20 protein-coding genes and 1 pseudogene are annotated in these 25083 nt (G+C 51.4%); 8 read left to right on the top strand and 13 right to left on the bottom strand.

Going from position 1 to position 25083, the window contains the following annotated elements:
* The first annotated feature begins 100 nt into the window (after positions 1-100).
* Positions 101-934, top strand: coding sequence for a helix-turn-helix transcriptional regulator (locus tag ACETK5_RS04230; RefSeq protein WP_394054351.1), 834 nt, complete (start codon positions 101-103; stop codon positions 932-934).
* Between the two features lie 262 nt (positions 935-1196).
* Here the strand turns inward: ACETK5_RS04230 and ACETK5_RS04225 are convergent, their stop codons facing one another.
* Positions 1197-2099, bottom strand: coding sequence for a LysR family transcriptional regulator (locus tag ACETK5_RS04225; RefSeq protein WP_119847051.1), 903 nt, complete (start codon positions 2097-2099; stop codon positions 1197-1199).
* Positions 2100-2282: 183 nt separating this feature from the next.
* On the opposite strand from ACETK5_RS04225, the gene ACETK5_RS04220 reads away from it, so the two are divergent.
* Complete coding sequence (locus ACETK5_RS04220) at positions 2283-3818, top strand: methyl-accepting chemotaxis protein (protein ID WP_394054350.1); 1536 nt, start codon at positions 2283-2285, stop codon at positions 3816-3818.
* An 86-nt stretch (positions 3819-3904) separates the two neighbouring features.
* Here the strand turns inward: ACETK5_RS04220 and ACETK5_RS04215 are convergent, their stop codons facing one another.
* The 3 genes from ACETK5_RS04215 to uvrA form a co-directional block, all read right to left on the bottom strand.
* Positions 3905-4294 (bottom strand): tautomerase family protein, encoded by a 390-nt coding sequence (locus ACETK5_RS04215; RefSeq protein ID WP_394054349.1) that lies wholly within the window; start codon positions 4292-4294, stop codon positions 3905-3907.
* Positions 4295-4391: 97 nt separating this feature from the next.
* Positions 4392-6155, bottom strand: a complete 1764-nt coding sequence (locus ACETK5_RS04210; RefSeq protein WP_394054348.1) for an ABC transporter ATP-binding protein — start codon at positions 6153-6155, stop codon at positions 4392-4394.
* A 29-nt stretch (positions 6156-6184) separates the two neighbouring features.
* A complete protein-coding gene (gene uvrA, locus ACETK5_RS04205) occupies positions 6185-8686 on the bottom strand; it encodes an excinuclease ABC subunit UvrA (protein ID WP_394054347.1) in 2502 nt (833 codons plus the stop codon).
* Between the two features lie 295 nt (positions 8687-8981).
* Here uvrA and ACETK5_RS04200 point away from each other — a divergent pair, with 295 nt between their 5' ends.
* The 3 genes from ACETK5_RS04200 to ACETK5_RS04190 all read left to right on the top strand — a co-directional run bounded on the left by ACETK5_RS04200 (position 8982) and on the right by ACETK5_RS04190 (position 11507).
* Positions 8982-9608, top strand: coding sequence for a CGNR zinc finger domain-containing protein (locus ACETK5_RS04200; RefSeq protein ID WP_394054346.1), 627 nt, complete (start codon positions 8982-8984; stop codon positions 9606-9608).
* 204 nt (positions 9609-9812) lie between these two features.
* Positions 9813-10685, top strand: a complete 873-nt coding sequence (locus ACETK5_RS04195) for an alpha/beta fold hydrolase (RefSeq protein WP_394054345.1) — start codon at positions 9813-9815, stop codon at positions 10683-10685.
* Between the two features lie 120 nt (positions 10686-10805).
* A complete protein-coding gene (locus ACETK5_RS04190; protein ID WP_394054344.1) occupies positions 10806-11507 on the top strand; it encodes a MerR family transcriptional regulator in 702 nt (233 codons plus the stop codon).
* 179 nt (positions 11508-11686) lie between these two features.
* Here ACETK5_RS04190 and ACETK5_RS04185 read toward each other — a convergent pair whose 3' ends face one another.
* Positions 11687-12598, bottom strand: a complete 912-nt coding sequence (locus ACETK5_RS04185) for a DUF4097 family beta strand repeat-containing protein (protein ID WP_394054343.1) — start codon at positions 12596-12598, stop codon at positions 11687-11689.
* Between the two features lie 171 nt (positions 12599-12769).
* Entirely contained in the window at positions 12770-13690 is a 921-nt protein-coding gene (locus ACETK5_RS04180; RefSeq protein WP_394057322.1) for an NADP-dependent oxidoreductase, read from the bottom strand.
* 132 nt (positions 13691-13822) lie between these two features.
* Between ACETK5_RS04180 and ACETK5_RS04175 the strand changes: the two genes are divergently transcribed.
* Entirely contained in the window at positions 13823-14698 is an 876-nt protein-coding gene (locus ACETK5_RS04175) for a LysR family transcriptional regulator (protein WP_100538572.1), read from the top strand.
* A gap of 519 nt (positions 14699-15217) precedes the next feature.
* On the opposite strand, the gene ACETK5_RS04170 is transcribed toward ACETK5_RS04175, so the two are convergent.
* From ACETK5_RS04170 to ACETK5_RS04145, 6 genes and pseudogenes are all read right to left on the bottom strand, one after another.
* Positions 15218-16360: a glycerate kinase gene (locus tag ACETK5_RS04170; protein WP_326114687.1), complete on the bottom strand. Its 1143-nt coding sequence runs from the start codon at positions 16358-16360 to the stop codon at positions 15218-15220.
* A gap of 60 nt (positions 16361-16420) precedes the next feature.
* Positions 16421-17689 (bottom strand): GntP family permease, encoded by a 1269-nt coding sequence (locus ACETK5_RS04165; RefSeq protein ID WP_100538574.1) that lies wholly within the window; start codon positions 17687-17689, stop codon positions 16421-16423.
* 156 nt (positions 17690-17845) lie between these two features.
* Positions 17846-19006, bottom strand: coding sequence for a sugar diacid recognition domain-containing protein (locus ACETK5_RS04160; protein WP_394054342.1), 1161 nt, complete (start codon positions 19004-19006; stop codon positions 17846-17848).
* 430 nt (positions 19007-19436) lie between these two features.
* Positions 19437-20798 (bottom strand): ABC transporter substrate-binding protein, encoded by a 1362-nt coding sequence (locus tag ACETK5_RS04155; protein ID WP_100538577.1) that lies wholly within the window; start codon positions 20796-20798, stop codon positions 19437-19439.
* A gap of 73 nt (positions 20799-20871) precedes the next feature.
* Positions 20872-21696 carry a carbohydrate ABC transporter permease gene (locus ACETK5_RS04150; protein WP_326114682.1) on the bottom strand — a complete coding sequence of 275 codons (825 nt, stop codon included), beginning with the start codon at positions 21694-21696 and terminating at the stop codon, positions 20872-20874.
* Positions 21693-22553, bottom strand: a pseudogene (locus ACETK5_RS04145) (carbohydrate ABC transporter permease); the annotation flags it as partial. The gene ACETK5_RS04150 and the pseudogene ACETK5_RS04145, both read right to left, overlap by 4 nt.
* 392 nt (positions 22554-22945) lie before the next feature.
* Between ACETK5_RS04145 and ACETK5_RS04140 the strand changes: the two are divergent.
* Both ACETK5_RS04140 and ACETK5_RS04135 read left to right on the top strand, forming a co-directional pair.
* On the top strand, positions 22946-23548 hold the full coding sequence (locus ACETK5_RS04140; protein WP_394054341.1) for a TetR/AcrR family transcriptional regulator: 603 nt from the start codon (positions 22946-22948) through the stop codon (positions 23546-23548).
* Positions 23549-23706: 158 nt separating this feature from the next.
* Positions 23707-24261 carry an HXXEE domain-containing protein gene (locus ACETK5_RS04135; RefSeq protein ID WP_394054340.1) on the top strand — a complete coding sequence of 185 codons (555 nt, stop codon included), beginning with the start codon at positions 23707-23709 and terminating at the stop codon, positions 24259-24261.
* 86 nt (positions 24262-24347) lie between these two features.
* On the opposite strand, the gene ACETK5_RS04130 is transcribed toward ACETK5_RS04135, so the two are convergent.
* Positions 24348-25010: a class II aldolase/adducin family protein gene (locus ACETK5_RS04130; protein ID WP_394054339.1), complete on the bottom strand. Its 663-nt coding sequence runs from the start codon at positions 25008-25010 to the stop codon at positions 24348-24350.
* Positions 25011-25083: the final 73 nt, after the last annotated feature.

Genomic DNA, 25083 nt, shown 5'->3' with positions numbered 1-25083 from the left:
AATGCGATTTCTCATTTAGCTTAATGAATGCCGCTCGGATTTGAAATGCATAAAAAACACATCAATGTATCCAAAATACACAACCGGTAGGGGGCAGCCAATGGATATTAACCACCTGAAGTTGATTCAGAACTACCTGGCTAACGCGAATCTTCGCTTATCCATTGCCAAGGTTGATAAAGTGTCCCAGAACTGGCGCTTCTTTAATATGAGGCCGTCCTATAACGCCCTTTATTTTATAAGGGAAGGGGAAGGCTGGATTAAGATCGACGAACAAGAATATCATCCCTCCCCCGGGCAAATCGTGCTCATGCCAGCCGGATCGCTTCATTCCATCTCTGTCGTGGGCGACAATACCTACAGGAAGTTCTGGTGCCATTTTACCGCCAAGGTGGACACGCTGAACTTGTTTCAGCTGATTCATCTTCCCCACGTGCTGGATGTGCCGGACGAGTCATATATGGAGCTGTTATTCAAGGAACTGATCGATGCCTATCGGAGCAGCGCCTGGACCGCCCCACTGCAAAGGAACGAAATACTGATGAAGCTTGTCCGACATTATCTTGACATCGTTCCCGAGGGCCAAATCTCGCTGTCCATGCTGCCCGACATGCAGAAGCTGAACACGGTATTCCAGTATATCGAGGAGCATATCAACGATAACGTCAGCGTGGAACAGCTGGCAGGACTTATCCATTATAATCCCAACTATTTCATCCGCTTCTTCAAATCCAAAATGAAGATGACACCTGTGCAGTATATTATTAAAGTCAGGATCGAGAAGACAAAAGGTCTACTGATGACCACGGATTTGACGCTGGAGGAAATTGGGAGGAAGGTGGGAATGGAGGTCCATTATTTATGCCGGGTATTCAAGCAGTCCACCAACATGTCGCCGGGGGAATTCCGTAACCAGATCATGTCCAACCGCTAATAAAAATCCCCCTGAGCGGGTTATCGGAATCCTTTTCCGATACCTCCCAGGGGGGATATGAGGGATGACTATTTGATTACGAGTTCCAAATCTCAGGGGTCACCGTTCTTTTGGATGCATTCTCTACTGCTCTACTCATCTATGGTTCCTCTCCCTCACCGAAAAAAAATTTCTCTGTAAGAAGGGTATCCATACTGCTGTCGTCGTACAGTAACTCTTATAAACTATAGCTAACTATAGCTGGAAGCTATACCCATCAAAATCAGGTGGATATCGCTTCATGCAGCGCCTCGACATAAGCGGCAGCAAGCTTGGATAGGGTCGCATTCTTATGGCTGATCCATCCGACGTTGATTGTCTCATCGCATGCGAGCGGAACCGGAATAATCTCGTTCCCGTTCAGGTCAGCGCTCAGCACCCCGGTTGAAATCGTATAGCCATTCAGACCAATCAGCAGATTGAACAGGGTCGCGCGGTCATTGACCCGGATGCTTTTTTTATGGGACAGCGTGCTGAGGATTTCCTCAGAGAAGTGGAACGAATTGTATTCCCCTTGCTCAAATGACAAATACGGATAATTCTGAAGCTCGTCAATGGTCACGATGGACTGCTTGGCCAACGGATTTTTGATGCTGATAAAAATATGCGGTCTGGCCGTAAACAAGCTGGTAAACTGCAGTCCTGCATCCTTCAACAGCTTGTTGATCACCTTGGCATTAAATTCATTGAGGTACAGAATGCCGATTTCGCTGCGCAGGGTCTTGACATCCTGGATGATTTCATAAGTCTTCGTCTCCCGCAATGCCAGCTCATATTCATCCTGTCCGTATTCCTGAACCAGCTTCACGAAGGCATTAACCGCAAAGGCATAGTGCTGTGTGGATACCGAAAAATGCTGCGGAGAAGGCTTCGCGTTCAGATAACGCCCCTCCAGTAGTTCGGCCTGCTCTACCACCTGTCGTGCATATCCTAGAAACTCCGCGCCCTCTTTGGACAATGATATGCCTTTGTTGGTCCGCTCGAATATCGTAATGCGGAGCTCCTCTTCCAGATCCTTGATCGCGTTGGACAGGCTGGGCTGAGAAATGAACAAGCGTTTGGCCGCCTCATTCATCGAGCCTCGATTGGCTACTTCAATGGCGTATTTCAGCTGCTGTAAGGTCAAGAATATCCCCCTCTTTAATTTTGAATTCAGATACCGATAAATAAATCGTATAGAACCATTTTTCATATTTTAAAATTATATATCTCGATTTGAAGGAAAACGCTAACTCCTGTCAAATACGGTAGGATATATCGAGGTTTTTATGTCATTATATCGAAAGATAAGGAGCGCGATAAACTTTTTATGCTGAAACAAAAGAACAAGCTTATGAATTCAGTCTCACTGGCCGTCATGGTTATTGCCGGCATCGTACATCTGCTCGCCCGGAAATTTCATCTGTTTGATCACACCATGCATGCACATGGCATGCTCACATCATCCGAGATGGAGAGTCAGTTCGGCCCCACATTGTATATGCTGCTTGCCCTCCCTATTGTTCTACTGGCAATAACTTTGGCCATCTATGCAAGACGTTCGGATCATCCGATGATTCCGTACTTACACACGCTCATCCTTACGCTTGGAAGCGTTTCGATGATTGCCGGCGCAGGCGGTCACGTCGAATTTCACTTTTCCATCTTTATGGTTGTTGCTGCATTATCCTATTATAAAGATATAAGACTTATCATATTGATGACGGCTATATTTGCCATACACCATTTGCTTGGCTATCTGGTCATTCCTGAACTTGTGTTCGGAACAACCAGTTACTCGCTCACCATGCTTCTCATACATGCCTTATTCCTGATCTTCACATCGGCAGCAACCAGCTGGCAAATTCTCAGCACACTGAAGATCGAAACATTATTAAAAGAGGAGCAGCATCAACAGCGTGCCGCGATCATTGAGGAGATCACATCGAAATTGTCGCAGACCTCCCTCCAATTGAATGACACGGCGCTGCAGCTAAGCAGTCAATCAGGGCACAGCACAGAGATCAGCAAGCATCTTGGCGGAGTTGTTCAGCAAGTAGCCGCCGGAGCACATCATCAGTTACATGTTATGAAAGCGAATACCGCCGCCATTGGCGATATTGCCGTAGGAATCCGGCATGTGGCAGCTTCGGCAACAGAAGCCGCAGCTGCATCCGAAGAATCCGCCAGACAAGCAGAGTTCGGCAGTCATATGATCGGTAATATCGTATCCGAGATCAGAAATACCGGTCAATCCGTCACTAGATCGCAAGAGGCGGTAAATACGTTAAACCACCATATTGCCCGGATCGGACATATATTGCAGGTGGTTCAAAGTATTGCAAGCCAGACGAATTTGCTGGCATTAAACGCTTCCATCGAGTCGGCAAGAGCCGGCGAGGCCGGTAGAGGGTTCGCGATTGTAGCGGGTGAAATCCGCAAGCTCGCCGAGCAATCCTCCGCCTCCGTTGAGGAAATCACGGAGCTGATCCGGACTATACATAGAGAAACCGCCGATCTGTTAGGCAGCATCGGCCAAGTGGACCACAACATGAACACCGGGTTGCAGGTTGTAGATCAGGCGAAGGCTTCATTCGAAGTAATCTATCATGCCGTAAAGCAGGTAGCGCTCCAAATGCAAGAAATCTCCGCATCCACACAGCAGTTAAATACGGGTTCCGACCAAATGAATCAGTCCATTCAAGATATGACCCAGTTTACAAGTGAAACGGCGGAGCATACTCATGAAATCGTCGAAGCGTTCCGGGGACATTTTGAATCCATTAAGCAAGTCTCGGATGCAGCCGACATCATGACCAAGCTGGTTGCCGATTTAAATCTTATTATTGAACGTTTGAAGGAGTGAAAGTGGGGAGTCCTGCATTCTCCATAACCATAAAATGGGACAGTCGCTTGGACTGTCCCTTAAGCACTTCGCGCTTCCTGGATGCTCTAGATATTCACCTTATAACCCAGAGCTAATTCATCACCGGGCAACCCCCGGATTCCCCAGTTGTGCTGCGGCGTTTCGAAAATCGTAATCTCCACATCCTGGGAAGAAACATGCAGCGTATGCTGAATCCGCTCGAACAGCAATCGAATCAGCTGTTTCTTAGCCTCCACCGTCCGGCCTTCAAATATGCTGATCTCGATCACCGTGTAACGATCCGTTCTCCCGTCAGGGAAGCGGAAATCCTCCCGACTCATGGGGAAAAAACGATGAAATTTCTTATCCGCCGGATGTTCAAATGCGTCTACCACGCACGAATGTATCACTTCCGACAGCTGCTCCTTCACCGGGTTCAGCTGCTCCCGGACGCCGTAAATTTTGATCTGCGCCATGCTCTGCTCATCTCCTCTAATCTCATCTAAACTAAAGGCTATGTCACTTTGTCGTTATATTCGTTTCAGGCAGTAAATAATCCTTCCCGCCCCGTACCTATTCCCCGGTCTGGAACTGCTTCTTCGCCCACTCGACATAGGATGGATGGTTACGGATCAATTCCTCATGCGTCCCGCTTCCCGTAATTTGTCCTTTTTCAAGCACAATGATCTGATCGGCCTCGACCACGGTGGATAACCGGTGGGCAATGACCACGGTCGTGCGTTCCACCATCAGATTGTTCAGCGCCTTCTGCACTTCGTGCTCGGAGTCGCTGTCTAGGCTTGCCGTCGCTTCATCCAGAAGCAGGATGTCCGGCTTCCGCAGCAAAGCCCTTGCAATCGCGACCCGTTGGCGCTGACCTCCGGATAACTGGATGCCCCGCTCGCCAACCTCCGTGTCGTACCCCCTCGGCAGAGCTTCGATAAACCCTTCCGCGTAGGCGAGCCTCGCTGCTTCCGCAATCTCCTCGTCGGAGACCGGCTCCTCCCGTCCATAAACGATATTGTCCCGAATCGTTCCGGTCATGAGCGGGCTGTCCTGGGACACATATCCGAGCTTTCGCCGCCAGGACTCCAGCGTATAATCACGGATCGCTTCCGAGCCAAAGTAAATCTCCCCGCCGGATGGCGTGTAGAACCGCTCAATCAAGGAAAACACGGTGGTTTTGCCGCTACCGCTGGGTCCTACCAGCGCGGTGACCTTCTTGGCAGGTATCGAAAAGGATACCTCGGACAGAATGGTCTCGCCTTCATGGTAAGCAAACGTCACCTCTTTAAATGCAACGTCCCGATGCCCTTCCGGTGCAGTACGCACGGCACGATCGTCGCTCTCCGGCTCATATTCGAGGATAAGCCGCAATCTCTCGGTTGCCGCCATCACCTTCTGGAGCTGGGAATAGAACGTGGCAAACTGGCTGAAAGGAAACATGATCTGGAACAGAAGCAGGATAAACGATACCAGCTCGCCTGCGCTGAGCGCGCCGGAAGAGACGCGAACGCCGCCGTATCCGATGATGACCACCAGCAGCACAACCATGACCATCGACATCAACGGAATCAGGACCGAGTTGATCCTGGCTTCCTTCATGCCAAAACGATACAGGCTGTCCATATCCTCGTACCCGCTTTTCTCCTCCCTCCGTTCTGCGTTGGAGGCTTTCACCAGGCGGATCTCGCCGATCACCTGGGTCAGCATGGCGGACAGCTGGGCCAGCTGTCCATACATACTGATGGAGATTTTGTACATTTTTCCGCCGATGGGCATTAATATGCCGAACCCGACCGGAACGGCAATCAGGATAATGAGGGTCATCCGCCAATCCAAGTAAAACAATATGGCAACCGCCCCCAAAACGGTCAATAGATTCGAACAAAAAGCAATCAAATGATCCGTGATCAGCGTCTTCACTTCGTTCGTATCGTTGGTCACCCGACTCATCGTTTCTGCCGAGCGATGCTTGTCAAAGAACGGAACCGGCAAAGCCAGCACCTTGGTCCAAAGCCGTTTGCGAATTTTGTTGACCGTCTGGTTCCCGACATAGGCAAGCATATAATAGGAAAGTCCGCTCGCCACAGCCTCCAGCAGGAACAGAACGGCCAGAAAGCCGACCATGCGAATATTAAACGCATCTGCGGCGAAATTATCGATGAGCTGGCCGGTGATGAGCGGGACGATAAGTCCCGTCACCGCCCCGACCAAACTTAATACGATCGCCAGAAAGAGCACCAGCTTCGGAATGCCCGAAGAACGCAGCAGCTTGATAAAATATCGAACCGTGGTTTTTGTTACCTTGCCTTTCTCATCTACGGCTTGCTCCATTCAAACTTCCTCCCTTCTCGTTCAACCCGTCACATATAGATTTCTTTGATAAAGCGGCCGGTAAACGAGGCTTCCACTGCAGCCACTTCTTCGGGCGTTCCTGTCGCCACCAGGGATCCGCCGGCTGCTCCCCCGCCAGGCCCGATATCGATGATCCAATCGGAATTCCAGATCAAATCCAGATTGTGTTCAACCAAAATCACAGTGTTCCCCGCGTCCACCAAGCGGTTCAACAGAACGAGCAGCTGCCGGACATCTCCCGGGTGAAGCCCGGTTGAAGGTTCATCCAACAAATACAGCGTGTGATTCTTCGTTTTTTTGCTCAGTTCCTTGGCCAATTTAATCCGCTGCCCCTCACCGCCGGATAAAGTACTCACCGATTGCCCCCACTTCAAATACCCCAGTCCGACATCGCAGAGCAGTTGGGTCAATTCCATGATTTTCGGTCGATCCTCCAGACTCGACAGACTTTCCTCAATGGTCATATCCAAAATGTCGGAGATGGTGTAACCGTTATAGGTCACGCGCAGAACCTCTTCCTTAAACCGCTTGCCCTTGCAATCCGGACAACGTACTTCCAGCTCCGGAAGGAAGTGCATATGCACGGACACGACGCCAAGGCCTTGGCATGTCTCGCATCGCCCACCTTGCGTGTTAAAGGAAAAGTGCTTGGCCGTCAATTGACTTTCCTTGGCTTCCGGCAAGCTGGCGTACCAGTTTCTGATATGGGTGTAAACATCGGTATACGTAGCAATGTTGGAGCGCTGCATTCGGGATACCGGTGATTGGTCAACCGTAATCAGCTGCCCTACCGATTCCCAACCTGTGATGGCCTTGCAGCCGATTGGAGTTGATTGATCACTTCCGGATTCCGCCAGAAGATCAAACAAAAGCGTGGATTTACCAGATCCCGATACACCTGTCACCGATATGAGACAGCCGAGCGGGAAAGAGGTCGTGATATGTTTCAGATTTCTTAAATGTGCATCCTTGATCGTCAGCAGGCTTCCGTTTCCAGCCCTGCGTCGACTCGGTGCCGTGAGCATCGTGTTATCCCGGAAGTAGGATCCGGTCACGGACTGGGGATTATGGATCAATTCCTCCAGCGTTCCTTGACCGACAACCGTACCGCCCATCGTTCCCGCACCCGGTCCGATATCAATGATATGGTCAGCGGCCCGCATCACTTCTTCGTCATGCTCGATGACGAGCACCGTGTTGCCCAAATCTCTCAGTTGTTTCAGAACCTGGATGAGTCCCCTGGTATCTGTGGGATGCAGTCCCGTTGTCGGTTCGTCCAAAATGTAAAGCACCCCCGTGAGGCCTGATCCCAGAATCGATGCGAGCCGAAGCCTCTGGGCTTCTCCGCCTGACATGGTGACGACCTGCCTCTCCATGGACATGTAACCCAATCCGACATCCATAATACGTTGTAGTCTGACGACGGAATCATGAATGAGCGGTTCCACAATCATTAATTGGTCCGCCGTCAGCTTCTTCAGCAGTGCCTCCATCCAGTTCAAGGCTTCCCCGATCGACCAGGCGTTGACTTCGTTAATGGAGACGCCCTCTATCCGGACGCGGCGGCTGTCCTCCTTGAGCTTCGTTCCGTGGCAGTCCGGACAGACATGCTCATGAAACAGGGAGGCTTCCCCGGACTCGCTCCCCTTCTCCCGGTACCTTCTCCATATTCCGGTAACTACACCCTCGTACTTGCCTTGTCCTACGGACTTCGGCGGCTTCATCTCAGGAAAATGCCGGCTGAACTGCTCGCTCTCAACGCCGAAATACAGGAGATCACGCTGAACCTCGTCATAATCCCGAAGCGGCATGAACTCATCGAATGCGAACCCGTAATACTTGGCTGCCGCTTTCAGAATGCTGGTGTTATAATCGGTAAGAGCGCTGTACCACGTTGCCACCCCGCCGTCTCTTAGGCTTAATTCCGGACGGAACACGGCATCCATGTTCAGACTCACCGTTTGACCGAGTCCGCTGCATGTTACGCATGCGCCTTCCGGCTTGTTAAAGGAAAAATGCGACATCGTCAATTTTTCGAGACCATGGCCGCATCGCCTACAATGAACCGTCTCGTGGGAATCGCTGATCTCTTCCTCATCCGCCAGTCCGTGATAGGCTTCTCCATCCACATGAGGTATCACCGTATCGCCACAGGACGGACAGGTACGTTCACCAAGCTTGGCAAACAGAATTCGAAGCAGCGTGTAGATATCCGTCACCGTTCCGATGGTGGATCTTGGATTCCGGTTCGTAATGTGCTGTCCCACGCTGATCGACGGGGAAAGTCCTTCAATCGAATCCACCTTCGGCTTGCTGACCGAGTCCGACACCATGCCCATGGATTCCATGTACTGCCGCTGGCACTCCCGCTGCAGTGTATCCATTGCGAGCGTCGACTTCCCGGAGCCGGACGGCCCTGTCATGACAACCAGTTTGTACTTCGGGATTTCAAGCGAAACATTCTTCAGGTTGTTCTCCCGGGCACCGCGAATCTTAATCGTTCCTTCCATTTCCAAACCTCCTAAAGTTTTGTGGAGCTGAGCTTCATTGAGAACGAATACTCTTTCATTTTGGAACCTTAGCTCCAATACTTCATTTTACAAACCCATCTTACAACATTGATGCAAGTACAAAATCCCAAACATAAAAAGGTTGATCTATCGCCGCTTTCGATATCAAAAGCCGTCACGGAGCTTTAAGGTTTATGTATAATGTTTGGTGCCGTTTCATTTGTGTATGAACAGCATTGACTATATAATGGGCTACAAATAAGTACTTATCGTATGTTCTGAGGAGAGCGGACCTATGCCGAAAAAAATCGCACCCGAATTTTATTTTATTGGCAACCATCCCGTACTGGATTTCGTCAATACCAAGATTGCTGTCAACGGTCAGCCGCTGGATTTGCTGGATACATTCGATTCTTTACTGGATTGGATGGTGAAGGCGAACCTGCTGTCGGAGGTGGAACGCAACCTGCGCAAGGCGGTATATAACGGCAACGAGGAGGAAGCCGGAATCGTGGAAGCCGCCAGATTGCTACGCGACCACCTCTATCATCTGATTCAGCCGGGCAGTGTGAACGAAACCTCAACGGAGGCCAGTCTGCAGTATGTCAATGGGCTGCTGAAGGAGCAAATCCTTCGCACAACGCTTGTGGCGGAAGGGAACGCGTACAGCCGAAAAAGCCGGATGCTTTTTCGCAAGCCGCTGGATCTGTTGACCCCGGTTGCCGCAGCTGCCGTTGATTTTTTAACCACCCATGACCTGAAATTGGTGAAAAAATGCGAAAATCCGGCGTGTGTGCTTCGCTTTTACGACAATAGCAAAAATAGCACAAGGCGCTGGTGCAGCCCCAAAACATGCGGGAACCGCATGAAGGTCGCTGCCTATCTGGAGCGTCAGAAACAGCAGCAAACGAAGGAATCTTAGATAAACCATCTAAGATTCCTTTTTTAATACCCAAAACAACACTTTAAAGGTTAATAATTAGAATATATAATACCTTTAAATCATTTATGGTGGTTAATAAATCCACAGGGGGTGTTTTTTTCTTATCATTCCGACCAGTCAAAAGGATCTACATAGCAAACGCATCATAAAAAATCGTAGGTTATTCAAGGAGGCGTTTATCGAGTGGAACACAAAATCCAGTATCGCACGGCTCAAATCGAAGGTTTGGACATTTTTTACCGTGAGGCGGGGGCTCCCGGCTCGCCTGTTGTCCTGCTGCTGCATGGTTTCCCGACTTCCAGCCATATGTATCGTCAATTGATTCCGGCCCTTGCCGATCAGTACCATGTAATTGCGCCTGATTATCCGGGATTTGGTTACAGCAGCGCACCAGACCATGATCAGTTCCGGTACAGCTTTGACCATTTCAGTCAGCTCATCGAAGAATTGCTGGCCCAATTAAATATTCGGAGCTTCTACATGTACTTGATGGACTATGGTGCACCCGTCGGGTTCCGGATTGCGGCGCGACATCCCGAGCGAATCCGAGGCCTGATCATTCAGAACGGGAACGCCTATGAGGAGGGGCTCGAAGAATTCTGGAATCCCATCCAAGCATATTGGGAGGACTCCGTGAATCCGGATAAACGCGAGGCCCTGCGCTGGTTAACCAGCATCCAGGCAACGAAGTGGCAATATACGCATGGCGTCCATGATACCTCCCTTATTAGCCCGGACACCTACACGCTGGATCAAGCGCTGCTGGACCGCCCCGGCAACCAGGAGATACAACTTGATTTGTTCTTGGATTACGGATCAAATCCTCCATTGTACCCGGCTTGGCAGCAGTATTTCCGGGATGCGCAGCCACCAACGCTTATTGTATGGGGACAAGGTGACCACATCTTCCCTGAGAACGGGGCCCATCCGTATCTGCGTGATCTGCCCGAGGCCGAGCTTCACATCCTGAAGGATGCCGGGCATTTTGCGTTGGAGTCACATGGACCGGAAATCATCCAATACATTCGCGCATTTTTGGAACGACAATCATCATGACATAGATCAAGACGAGGATCCGCCATTTTCCCGGCAGGCTTTTCATTGAGCCATGCTTCATGATACAATCCCCCAGAAAAAAGGATTCAGGCAGATCCGCATGTGGCAAGGGGGACCATCATGGGTATCAGACCGATTGATATCGCCAAGAAACTGGGGGTTACCACAAGTGCGCTCAAGCACTATGAAAAATGGGGAATTGTCCCTCCTGCGAAGCGTGCTCCGAACGGTTACCGGATATATACCGAGGAGCATGCCGCTTACTTTGAATGCATCAGAGCCATGTTTCCCGGTTTCGGCGTAGACGTTACAAAGCAAGTGATGATCAAACTGCAGGAGAACGAGCTGGATGAAGCACTGTGGATCGTAAGCGAGGTCCAGGCCAATCTGCAGCAGGATAAAATCCTCGCGGAGCGGACCATCCGCATTCTGGAAACCGAGCAGCTTGACGTTGTCGATGCCCGTGGCCGGAAAAGAGAGTTGACTATCGGGGAGGTTGCGGCAGAGACCGGCGTTCCTACCTCGGCCATCCGCCACTGGGAGAAGGAAGGCGTCCTTAATCTGCCCCGGGATCAGGATAACGGCTACCGAAGGTTCGATGGCGCGCAGATCCGTCAGATCATGATCATTCGGATTCTTCGCTCGGCTAATTACCCGCTGGAAGTCATCAAAGATGTACTGCATGAACTCGAGCATCATCAAGTTCATAATGCCAGACGGGTGCTCAAGGACACGCTTGTATACCTCAACTACCGCAACCATAACCAAATACGCGGCGTGCACTATCTATATCAGCTGTGCCAAGTATTGAAGTTAATGTAAGCCCCATTTCCAATTCGCGCTATGGTCTACACATACAAAAAAAACAAACACGAAAGCTCCGTCCGTGTTTGTTTTTTTGTATATTTATTGATCCTTGATAACCTTATGTACTAGAGGGATTTGAAGAGTTTCCCCCGATTATTCCAAGCGATTAGCTCGTTATGGAGTCTGGCATGTTCTTAGCTGTCATGTGCCGTTTGTGGATTAACTTTGATGGAACCGACGGAGGTAGTCAGGGATATTTTCGCTCCGCCGCCGTTTACATCGCTCTGCCCCCGGCTTGCGCCTGTAATCTGTCCCAGCTCGGTCTGCGTATCCAGCGTATATTTCATGGACGGCGCAAACGTAGCCGTGATGCTGCCTGCCGATGTGGTGGCCGTCAGCGTGCTGTCCTTATCGATCTGCTCTAGATCCAGCTTCACGCTGCCCGCTTCGGATACGATCTTGGAATTGCCCGTGATTTCGGTTTTACCGAGCCAAATTTCCCCGGCTCCCAACTGAAGTTCAAAAACTCCCTTCAATTCGTTCAGCCGAATCTTTCCAACATCATTCTTGATGCGGATATGGTGCAGGTCTTCCGGTACTTCGATCACATAATCAATCATGAATCCGGAATCGCCAAATTGCTTCTGCGACCAATCCCATAGACTCTTGCTGGAGTCCTCCCTAGGGTGCGTTCTTAATTCCAGCGTACCGTCGTTGAGCGTAAAAGAAGTGGCCGCCTGCTCCGTAACTTGGGTACGAATATTGTCATTCTTGAAGAAGCTTTCGTTAAACCATACGGTGGTTTTTACTTTGATCTCATTACCGGGTACAGCGATGAGCTCAATATTGCCTACGGCATGGTCGATGGCCAGTCCCTCGGCTGCTCCCGCTTCCTGAGCCGTCGTCAACTCGAACTCTTTCCCTTCCCGCTTTACTTGATCACTGATAGCCAGCGCTGAATCGCCGGCAATATTTCCGACCTGCGCTAGTTTATCAAGCTCCTGATTTAATGCTTCCTCCGCATTATTGGCGGCATCGCATCCCACCAGTACGGCAAATATCAACAGCGATGAGATTTTCACTGCCATCATACTCTGTTTTCTCATAAAAACCTCCACGTCCATTCCTCTTTATGTATATGTCCATTATATCGTGAAGGAAAAAGTTAACACGCTGCCACGGACCAGTTTCTTCCTGGACCTTAGTCTGGGACCCCCCCTCCGTCTTTTGTATGACGCTGCGCGTACGAATCATTCCTCCAACATCATGCGCGGTTCTCATGGCTGGTCTATTCGCAGCACGACCTTCCCCCGAACATGGCCGGACTCCACGATACGATGCGCTTCTGCCGCTTCGCTCAGCGAAAACGTCCGGGACACATGGATCTTCAGTTCCCCTTGTTCATATAATTGAACCAGTTCGGCCAATCGATCCTTGGATCGCTGACTGCGGATCGCGCGAACGCCCAATTCCTCTACCCGATCGAAGGCTACAATCGTGCCGATGCGGCTCCGGTCGCCGACAAGCTCCACCGAAGCCCGCAGCGCTTCTTCCCCGGCGGCATCCAGCGCTGCACTCACTCCCTCGGGGGCTGCAGCCTTGACCCGGTCTACAAGACCTGGGCCATAAACAACAGGAACAGCACCCAGTGAACGAAGATAGTCATGATTTCGCTCGCTTGCCGTTCCGATGACCCGGGCTCCCCAGGCACGAGCGATTTGGACGGCAAAAGAACCGACGCCACCCGCTGCCGCATGAATCAAAACCGTATCCCCGTGACCGACCCCTAACGTCCCAAGTGCCGTATGAGCGGTTTGCCCCGATGCGGTCAAGACACCGGCTTCTTCCCAAGGCATGGAATCCGGTTTGCGTACCACTTGATCTGTGCCGACCACTACATACTCAGCGTAGCAGGCGAGTACAGACCAGCCAATGACGTCCTCTCCAACCGCAAAGCCGGTGACTCCCTCACCTACCTGATCTATCGTTCCGGCGAACTCGTTACCGAGGATTTGCGGCATCCGCAATGTCACGCCGGGCGGTGCCCAGCCGCTCCCCCTGATTCCGCAGTCGGCCGGCTGTACGCCAGCTGTCTTGACGCTAACTCTTACCTGGCCGCTACCGGCCTGAGGATCTTCAAATTCCAAGACACGCAGGACATCCGGCGGTCCAATCGTACGAAACGCAGCGGCTCTCATATCGATCATCCTTTCATGAATCCCTTGATCTTCTTTCTGAGATCATTCTATAATCATCGATAGATAATAAAAAATACAAAATTGTCTATGTATATATATACTGGAGTATATAAGCAAGGGCGGTGGACCGTAATGGAAATGTTACAGCTGAAGTATTTTGTAACCGTAGCAAGACTTGAACATATGACCAAAGCTGCAGAGGAGCTCCATATTGCTCAGCCGGCGCTCAGCAAGACCATTTCCAGACTCGAAGAGGATCTGGGCGCTCCGTTATTTGAACGCCAAGGCCGGCAAATCCGTCTCAATCCGTATGGCAAAGCATTTTTGGCAAAAGCCAAAGCAGCGCTGCAGCTGCTGGAAGAAGGACGGCGGGAAGTCGAGGATCTGGCGGGACTGGAGCATGGGCGCATTCATATGGCCTTATCCAACATGGAACAGCTCCGTGAGCCTTTAAGATTGTTTCTAAGCAAACATCCGAAAGTCAACTTTCATATCATCCAGTCTTCGATGGAGGATATGGTTCAGACCATTGAACATAATGAGGTTGATTTCTTTCTCACTTCCATGCCCATCCGGCACCCGGATATACGCAGTTTGCCTTTGCTCGTCGAAAAGGTGTTCTTAGCCGTTCCCCCTACCCACCGCTTAGCCGGAAAAAATCAAATTCACTTAAGCGAGGCTGCAGGAGAATCGTTTGTCGGTTATAAAGAAGGCCATCCGTATCAGAAGATGAATAATGAGTTTTGCAAACAAGCCGGTTTTCAGCCGAAGATCGTCTGCGAGGTGGAGGATCCCGGAACCATAGCCGATTTGGTCCGTTCCGGATTTGGCGTGGCTTTAATCGGTGAATGCAGAAGCGGCGAGGAATTAAAGCTGACGAAGCTAAGCATTCAGGAGCCTCTGGCCCGCCGCATATTCCAAATTGCATGGCTGGAATCCAGGTACTTGTCCAAGGCCGCGATTTCGTTCCGTGATTTCCTTGTGGAGTATTACGCAGAATCACGGTAAGGGGTCACAAATAACCCCGTTATGGGGACAAAGGGGGTCCCCCCGAAATTTCTTAGATCTTGCGGGAGGACCCCTGCTTGCTGTTAGAAGACACTCCGTGTACGAATCGTTCCTACCATCGCAGTTGCCCCCACATTTCTTGGAATGGTTCTGGGTAAAGACGAACTGTGGGGGTAATGGCGAACACTGACGCTTGTCCGGAATCCTTTTGTCCTCTCCGCTACGCCGTGCAGATTTCTTACTTTTTTAGACGCAAAGAAACCGTTTTTCGGTAAAATGGAGGTGCTATCCAAACGATTAATGGATTTGGAGGAAAATATCCCTCGTCAAAGACAGAAATGGCGGTACAGGGCTGACCTCCCTGGAACCGCCATTCCTTTATTTTTTGCTGTTTTTTCATCCACTGAGCCGTCTCATCGAGTAAGCAGACTTACTAATGGGACGGCCCCTTAGCAACAGGATTGCCAATCAAATCCTATACTCGAATTCCATCATGCCCGTCTCTAATCGTCATCTTATTCAAGCCAACTTGCTACCGCATTTTAACGTCATCGCCATATTGCGCACTGTACGCTCCATATTGGCGGCGGCTTGTCTTATCGCATCGTCCAGGCTGCATACGCCGGGCACGATCGTGAACACCATATCGATGCCATGTTCAAGCACCGCTTCATGCCCGTCCGCAAGCGAGCCCGCGATGCCGATGACCGGCACTCCGTACCGCTTGGCCGTCTTGGCCACGCCCATCGGCGTTTTGCCGTAAATCGTCTGTCCGTCGATGCGGCCTTCTCCCGTAATGACGAGATCCGCATCCTTCACATGCGAAGCCAGCCCCGTCGCTTCGATAACAATATCCACGCCCCGCTTCAACTCAGCGGCCAAAAAAGCGAGCATACCGGCGCCAAGCCCTCCGGCTGCGCCAGCGCCGGGAATCTGGGCCACGTCGCGGCCCAAGCATGCTTGAATCATCGCCGCATAATGGGCGAGATTGCCGTCAAGCTGCTGTACCATGGCCGGATCGGCGCCTTTTTGGGGGCCAAATACGGCCGAGGCGCCGCGCTCTCCGGTCAGCGGGTTATCCACATCGCACGCGGCCACGAAGGCAACCTGCTTCAGCCGCGGATCGGCTCCGCCCGTATCGATGCGGGCAATGCGATGCAGCTCTCCGCCGCCATGGCCAATTTCCGAGCCATGAGCGTCAAGCAGCCGCACCCCGATCGCCTGCGCCATGCCGGCGCCGCCGTCGTTCGTGGCGCTGCCGCCCAAGCCGAGAATAATCGTGCTGACGCCTTCGTTCAGCGCCGACGTAATCAGCTCGCCGGTGCCCCGCGTCGTCGTCGCGAGCGGATTGCGCTGCTCTGGCGGCACAAGCGCTAGTCCCGAGGCGGCCGCCATTTCGATAATCGCGGTCTTTCCGTCACCAAGTATGCCGTAGAACGCGGTCACGGGGGTGCCAAGCGGTCCCGTCACTTCGCGGTGAACCAATCGTCCACCTGTCGCATCCACCAAAGACTGCACCGTGCCCTCCCCGCCGTCAGCCATCGGCACATTGACGATATCCGCTTCGGGATATACGGCGCGCATTCCCTTCTCTATGGCATGACATGCCTCTAATGCGGATAAACTCTCTTTAAATGAATCTGGAGCAATTACAACCTTCATTCTCTCCACTCCCTCTCCATCAGTCTAAACCAACTGCCTGAACCATCATTTTGCCGCAGATTACAAGAACCAGCCGAACACGCCGAACACCAGTGTCGATACGGCGGCCAGAACGAGACCGATTGCGGTCTCATACGGAATAAGACGCAGCCGCTCCTTCATCGCCATATTGACGCTTCCGCCCGTTGCGTGGAAGAAGCTGCCGTGCGGCATATGGTCAAAGACGGTCGCCCCGGCGTGAATCATCGCCGCAGCCCCCAGGGAAGCAACGCCAAGCCCCATAATCGTCGAGCCGAACACCGAGCTGGCAACCGCGGTACCGGCTGTTGTCGAAGCGGTGGCCAAGGACATGAACGCGCCGCTGATCGGCGCAAGCAAGTAAGCCGGCAAGCCGGAGGTGGCCAGACTGTCGATGATGACATCCTTCAATTGCGAATTCGATATAATGCCTGCCAACGTCCCCGTGCCGAGCAGCATGATAGCCACGCCCGACATTTTGCCCAAGCCCGATACCGCAAATTGATTGATCTGCTTGATGCGGCCCATGCACAAGGCGCCAACGAGGCCGCCGACCGGCAGCGCGATAACCGGATCGATGACGATGCCGGCCAGCGGGCGCAGTGCCAACAGCACAATCGCCGTGATCGGAGCCATCATCGCCGCCAGGAAGCTCGGAAGCTGCTGAGCGCCGTCGTCTACGCTTTCCTGGCCCGTGATCTTCGTTCCCTTTTTGGACAGGCGCTTCGCGATCAGATAAGTGGCAAAAAGCCCAAGGACAGCCGGTATGATTCCTGCCATCATCATCGATGTCAGTGGAATATTGAATGCCTCTGCCGCCGAGATGGCGTTCGGATTCGGCGACATAATGTTGCCGGCCTTCCCACCGCCGATCATGGCAAGCAATATCGCCATGCGGGACAAGTCGGCGCGCTGCGCAATCGCGATCGCAATCGGCGCCACCGTAATGACCGCGACGTCGATAAATACGCCGACCGCCGTCAGTACCATCGTCGCGAACGCCAGCGCAAACAGCGCACGCGTCTCGCCGACCTTGCGGACCAACGTTTCGGCAATCGTCTTCGCGCCGCCCGATTCAATCAGGACGCCGGCAAGCACGCCGGCTGCCAGGATGCGCAGCACGGCCGGAATCATGCCCTTCGCGCCCTCCATCATCAAATTCACCGAATCAACCAGCCCGATTCCGCCGACGACCCCCCCGGCAAGTGCCCCAATCATCATGCCATAGGCCGGAGGGACTTTACGCAATATAAGCACAATCGCCACAACCAATGCCGTCAAAGCACCAAGTACAGTTACAGATACGTCCATAGTCAAGGCCCCCTAATGTGTTGTCTCCATTCGTTATACTATAACTGTACCTGTAATGTGAAAGCGCTTCATCATGCATAAAAATGAAATAAAGCGCTTTATAGAACATGTTTTTTGTTCAAATGCACAAATCATGCATGTTCCTTCCAGACGCCGTCACTCTCCGGCTTCCTCTCTTCTTAGCGCGCTTAGCCAGCGGGCCGTCATCAGCGTATATAAATCGCGAAAATGCTTCGGGTCTTTGCCGGTCGCCTCATGAATGCGCTGCAGCCGGTAGCGAAGCGTATTCCGATGAATCGACAGCCGCTCGGCGATGCGCTGCTGCTCGCCGTTCTCATCATAATAGGCCACCAGCGTCTGCTGCAGTTCCCCGCTCTTATCCTCCTGCGCGAATCGCCACCATAGCCGCTTCAGCTCTTCCACCACCCACGAGGGCGTAACGTTCGCTGCCACGGTCTCATTCGGCATATCTTCACTGTAGTATACCGTCTGCTCCGGGAATATCGCCTGGCCTGCCCGCATCGTATCTTGCGCGGAACGGTAAGACGCGATTAAGCCGTCGATGCCGGAATACGCCTTGCCAACCGCAATGCGGAGCGGTGCAATCCGCTTCTCCTCCAGCAGCCTGCGAATGTGGCGGATGCCTTCGCATATATCGGTGTTCGGCTCCCGCGGATGGAGATGGGGCTTATACAACACGATTTGGCGCGTATTGCGAATGGCGATCAGGTCGATGGCGGGCCGACCCTCCAATATTTCAACCACCTGCTTGAGCGTAGACAATGAATTCGCGTCCTGCGCACCGGTCAGCTCCATAATGCATGCAACCCGCGCCTTATCCGGATGGAAGCCAATCCGTTCCGCCTGGAGGCGCAGCATGGCGTTATCCTTGCCGTCCGCATGAATGACGGACTGAAGGAAATCCTCCTTCATCCGCTTATCCCATTGGGCTTTTTCCAGCAGATCTGCTTGCTCCAAGTACATTTCCGCCGTCATTTTCACCAGCTCGCCGTACTTGGTCACCTCGTTCGGATCGCCGGTAATGCCAATGACCCCAACAACTTCGCCCTGGAAGTGAATGGCCAGATTCGTTCCGGGCAGCACCCCTTGCAGCTTGCGCGCGCTTTCCTCGTCAATCTCGAAGCGACCTTTCCTCTCAATCGCAATGAGCGCCCCTTCATGCTTCTGATATAAGCGCGAGCGGTCGCCAGAACCGATAATCCGCCCCCGTTCATCCATGACGTTCACATTATAATGAATCACTTGCATCGTCCGCGTTACAATTTCTTGCGCCAATTCCTTCGTCAATCTGCTCATCTTGTCTATCCCCTGTCTATGTCCGCCACGATATGAAAAAACGCCCTCCATCCGATAAGCGCGATTAATCGCATTCATCCGGGATAGGGGCATTCAGTTTCGAATAACGTTATATACGCCCTAAATGTGAGTGTTAACACAAGAGGAAGGGAATTTCCTCACGAAGTAGCTGTTATTCGGTGAGGTACTCTAATTAACGGTTATTTTGTCTGAGTATACGCTTTCGCGTTTCTTTTGTAAACTCAAACACCACCAGTATAGCCTCAAGAGAACGTAGGTAATCATGATTCCGTCGCTTGCGGTTGAGGTGGGTTTCTATCTAACCTCAATGCCAATCAAATACCCGGGTATACACAGGTTGCCTTTACTCAATGAAGAGGTGTATCTCGCTGCTCCTCACCCACCGTTTAGCCCTGGCTCCACATCTATACTACTTCACGGTACGGTTATAATCCTGGATTTTGGTCGTAATTTCTTTCGCTGCGTCGTCCAAGGCCTGCTGTGGTGACTTTTTATTGTTCAGTACCTCCTCAATCGCACCTTCCACAATCTGTCTTGCCTCGGGGAATACGCCCATCACCGCCCCCTGGGTCGCTTTAACCAGCTTCGTCTGGTGCAGCTGATCAATGGCCGTTTGGAATTGCGGGAATTTCTTCAGATTCTCCTTCACGCTTTCTTCTTCATACGCCTTCGTGGTAATCGGGAAGTACCCGGTATTGATATGCCAGTATGCCTGCTCCGATGGGGAGGTTAAAAATTTAATAAACTCCCATGCCGCTTTTTGCTCTGCTTCAGGACGGCTGTTCATCATCCAGAGGCTTGCTCCGCCCACGATAACGCCGCCTTCTCCCGCTCCTTCCGGCTTCGGAAGGAAGCCTGTGCCTACTTCAAATTTGCCTTCCGCGCTATCCACAAGTCCCTTCAAGGCTGCGGTTGAGTCCAGGATCATGGCGACCTGACCGGCCGAAAAGGCCTTCTTGGAATCATCGGTTTTACGTCCCAGATTATTGGCTGCCTTGGAATCGATCAGATCCTTCCACCAAGTCAGCACCTTCACGCCAGGCTCGGTATTGACAAGCGACTCGGTCGCCAAATCGTCTCTGCCATTGCCGTTGTTCACATACTCCGCACCCTGATTGGCAAACAACTGCTCCATAAACCAGCCGTATATGGCAAAATTCGCTCCAACCGCCTTCCCTTTTTTCGATATCGTGTCTGCCGCGATTTTCAGTTCTTCAAACGTCTGGGGCGGACTTTCCGGATCGAGCCCTGCATCCTTGAACAGGTCTTTATTGTAATACAGTATCGGATTAGAGGAGTTGAAAGGCATGGAATACAGCTTATCCTCAAACGTATAATACCCGCTGATGTTAGGCTCTAGCTGCGACACATCCCACTGATCCGCATCGATGAACTCCTGCATGGGTGTAATTAGTTTGGAATCGATCATAAACCGGCTGCCGATCTCGTACATCTGGACCACGGACGGTCCCTCGTTTGTACCCATCGACGCCTTCAGTTTACTTAACAGGTCATCATAGGTTCCCTGATATACCGCCTCTACCTGCACCTTGTCCTGCGAAGCGTTAAAGTTAGCGACTAATTGATCAACCACCTTGGTTGTCGCGCCTCCCATCGCATGCCAGAACACCACTTTTTGAGTGCCGGCATCGGTCTTTGGTACGGGATCCCCCCCTTTTTCAGACTCCTCGCCCATGTTAATGTTACATGCGCTAAGCAGCAGCATGATCGCAGCTAACACGATACTAACCAGCCTCGTTCTTCTTTTCATCCGCGATTCCCTCCCCTTTCGTTCGTAAAATGTTTCCTATGATAAACCTGCCTATGACAGGCCAACCACCGCACTAACCTTTCAACGCACCAGCGGTAATTCCTCGCACCAATTGTTTAACGCCAAATGCCAGCAGCACAAAGGAAGGGATCAGCACTATGGTCACGCCGGCCAGAATCAGGTTCCATGACATCACCTCAGCATGCTGCAGCATAGCCACCCCGATCTGCACGGTTCGCATCGAGGCCTGGTTCGTGATCAAAAGCGGCCACAAGAAGTGATTCCAGTGCGTCAGAAAGGTATACACCGCCAAGGTAGCAATGGAAGACCGGGACAACGGCAGCACCATGGACAGATAACTGAGGATATGACCGCACCCGTCGATTTTCGCCGCATCAAACAGCTCACGCGGGAGCTGCAGAAAAAACTGGCGCAGCAAAAACACGCCAAAAGCCCCTGCCATAAACGGCACAATCAATCCCTGGTAGCTGTCCATCCAGCCCCAATCCTTAATAGTCAGATAATTGGGAATAATCGTGACTTCCCAAGGAATCATCATCGTTGACAAGAAAAGTCCGAACAGCAGTGTCTTGCCCTTAAAATTCAGAAATGCAAACGCATATGCGGCCAGACTCGATGTAATGACCTGACTGATCATGATGGCCGACGAGACGATGAAGCTGTTCAGAATAAAGCGAATAATCGGAAAGCCGGAGATGGCCTCCGTAAAATTGCCCAGATAAAAGCTCGACGGGAAGAGCGGCGGTGGAAAATTAGCGACCTCCTTCTCGGTCATAAAGGATGAGAACACCGTAAAGATGAGCGGATATAACACAATCAAAGACAGGAGGATGAGCAGCAGATAGGTGAACAGGGACGTGATTCCGCGCAGGGTCATTGGTAATGCACCTTCTTTTCCAGAACTTTAAACTGCAGCAGCGTAAGGAGCAGAATAATCGCAAACAGGATCAGTGCCTGTGCGCTGCCGATGCTAAACCGGAAATTGACGAAGGCATCCTGATAAATGGAGTAAACCATGACATTGGTGGAGTTGATCGGGCCACCCTTGGTCAGGATGTGAATTTGTCCGAATGCTTGAAATGCACCGATAACCGATACAATCAAAGCAAAGAAAATCGTGGGTGACAGCAGCGGCAGCACGATTTGGATAAAGGTCCGGATCGGCCCGGAGCCGTCCATTTTAGCGCTCTCGTATATTTCCTCCGGAACTCCCTGTAAACCGCTGGACAGCACAATAAACAGAAACCCCATGTTCATCCAGATCGTCATGATCGAGATCGAGATCAGAGCCCAGGAAGGATCGGTTAACCAAGGGATCGGCCCGAGATGAACGAGGCTTAGAAAATAGTTCAGCATGCCCGCCGTAGGATGAAACAGCAGGAACCATATAATCGAGCCGGTCCCGACGGAAATGACAATCGGCAATGAGAAGACAAACTGAAACACCTTCATCCCTCGCAGCTTGTTGTGGGTAATGGCGGCAAGAAACAGTGACCATATCAGGGAGGTGGGCACGGTAAACACAATAAACATCAGCGTTACGCCTAGATTCTTATAGAATGATTCGGTTGATAGAAGCCGGATAAAATTCTCCAACCATACAAATTCAACAACCTGACCCCGCGGATCCGTTATCGTCATGCTGAGATAAACCGATTTCAGCATCGGGTAGAACAGGAACATCATAAACAAGATGATGGAGGGTGCCAGAAATCCATAGGCTAAAGCATGCTCACCCTAGAGCCTTTTTCTTATCGCTGCGCTTTTAGGTTTCTTGCTGTGTAAAACGCTTTCATTATTAGACAACCGACATTCCCCTTTCTTCGAAAATTTCGCTCTGCCATTCGAGAAGACGCGAGGATTCGTAAAAAAGAGAACAAAAAAAACACATAAACTGCATGCCGAAAAACAGGCAAGCAATTGATGTGATTCTCCTCTTCTCCATCACATAGGCAGCATGCTTTATACAAATCCTCCCTTCATTATTATCAATAACAATGAAAATTTAGAACATTCCATGCCTTGATATTTCGAGGGTTGACAATACCTGGGAATCGATTATACTCTTGAGTAAACACTCAGTAAATTAAATTCATCATGTAATCAAAAAAGGAAGCCATCTGCCTATGCCTACAACAAGCAAACGAAATGCCAAGAAGGAACGGATATTGAACGCCGCTCTGAAGCTGTTCTCGCAGCAGGGATTTCATGCGACGACAACCAAAGAGATTGCTTCTGAAAGCGGCGTTGCCGAAGGGCTAATCTTCTACCACTTCGGAGATAAGCGGAAGCTGCTGCTCTACCTCGTGAACAATTTTTCCTTTGTTGCGCAGCTTCAAGAGGATGCGGGTGAACTGTCGAAGCTTCCTGCGGAGGAAGCCCTGTTTCAATACGGCTTAGCGTACCTCGGGTTCCTCAGGACGAACATGGATTATCTGATGCTCATTTGGTCACCTGAACTCATAAGGGATGCCGAGGTATCCAATGAGGTGTCCCGGCTGATCGAAGGTTTTGGGACCACAGGCAGCAGCATACTCAAACAGGCGGCGGGATCGAAGGATCAACCGGAACAAACGATTCAGGTTGCGATGATGATGCAGACCTCCTCCATCCTGGTCTATTGCATGCTCCATTCCCGTTTCGGGCAGGAAGCGCTCCCGCTCGGGGACGAATCCTATATTCGCGAGCTCGTCCGGCTGCTGATGCACGGTTTTAATGAAGAATCCTAAGTCGCGATGTTCATCTCAGGAAGGATCGAATAGAAAAGCTGATCGCAGAACAGAAAGATCCTCTCTGCATCAGCTTCTTTTGTCCACTGAATTTGAGTGTTTACTCAATTTATATCCGTATCGCTAATATTGTTAGATGGAAGGGAGAAATGAGGATCATGCTGTCCATCATGCCAGATTGGAGTTTCGCCATGATGTTGTGGCTGCTGCCGGTTGTATTTTTCATTCACGATGGAGAAGAGATCGCCACGATGGAATGGTGGCTAAGGAAGAACAAGAATAACCCCAGGGTCTCCCCATTCTCGCCTGTTTCCATTCCATGGGATAAACACATTACCCTGCAATTCACATTTGCCGTCCTGCTGATCGGCTTCATTCTCACAAGCGTAACGGCCTTTACAGCTCTTAACTTCGAAAGCAGCAGCCCATTCAATGCGCTGTTCGCGGGCTTTGTTACGGTGTTCCTGCTGGATGGCGTGAAACACGTGGGAGCATCGATCGCCCTGTGGGCATACACCCCGGGTGTCATTACTGCCGCCATCCTTGAAATTCCGTACGGGATATATGCGCTCTATCGCCTGCTTCATGCAGACATCATCAATATGACTTCACTCGCCCTCGGAACCATCATCGCCCTGCCGATCACCCTGGTGCTGGTATGGACGGGTCTCACGCTTGGAAAACGTATTGCACCTTTCCGCCAAGACATGTAGAGCATTCCTTCCATGTTCCGACAATAAAAAAATGCTTCCGGACTTCTTCATCCGGAAGCATGCTTCTTCTCACTCTTTCGCGAATCCTACAAGCTCCAATCGCGCCTAGGCTTATAACCTGCCTTCTCCAGGAATTCCCGCTCCGTCTCCGGACCAAGACCCTGAATACCCACCTTGGCGCTCATCGACGTAATCAGCATCCGGCTGGCCACTTCCAACGTTTGCAGGGCCATCCGCGCTTCGCGAATGGTCGTATCGTACACAACCACGCCATGGTTCTCCAGCAGCAGCACATTGGCGAGCTTGGCCTTATCCTGAACGCCCTCGCCCAGCGCGTCACTGCCCGGATGATAATAAGGCACCCGTTCGATTCGCTCCAGATAATACATGGTCTCTACGAACATGTTGGACGGGAGCTCCAGATCGGAGCAGGCAATAAGTGTTGTATAGAACGGAGAAGCATGGAGCACTGCGCCGATCTCCGGACGGCTCTCGTAAATCGCCCGATGCATCGGTGTTTCTTTGGACGGTTTGCGCCCCTCTGCTCCATATACATTTCCGGACAGATCACATTCGATCAGGTCCGATTCTTCCAGTTCGCCAAGGAAAGTCCCGCTGGCCGTAACCACATAACGGTCCCCTTCCGTTCTGGCGGAGATATTCCCCGCATTACCCCACGCGAGGTCATATTGCATCATATATTTGCCGGTATGCTGCAGTTCTTTTCTAATCGTTTCCGCGCTAGCCATGATATCTGCCTCCTGTATTTCAGCGTTTATTCTACTTCAAATTTAACCACTCATTTGACGAGCTCGACCCGTA

The sequence above is a fragment of the Paenibacillus ilasis genome, from assembly GCF_043195395.1.
GTDB lineage: Bacteria > Bacillota > Bacilli > Paenibacillales > Paenibacillaceae > Paenibacillus_AQ > Paenibacillus_AQ lautus.
This window is presented reverse-complemented; position numbering and strand designations above follow the sequence as displayed.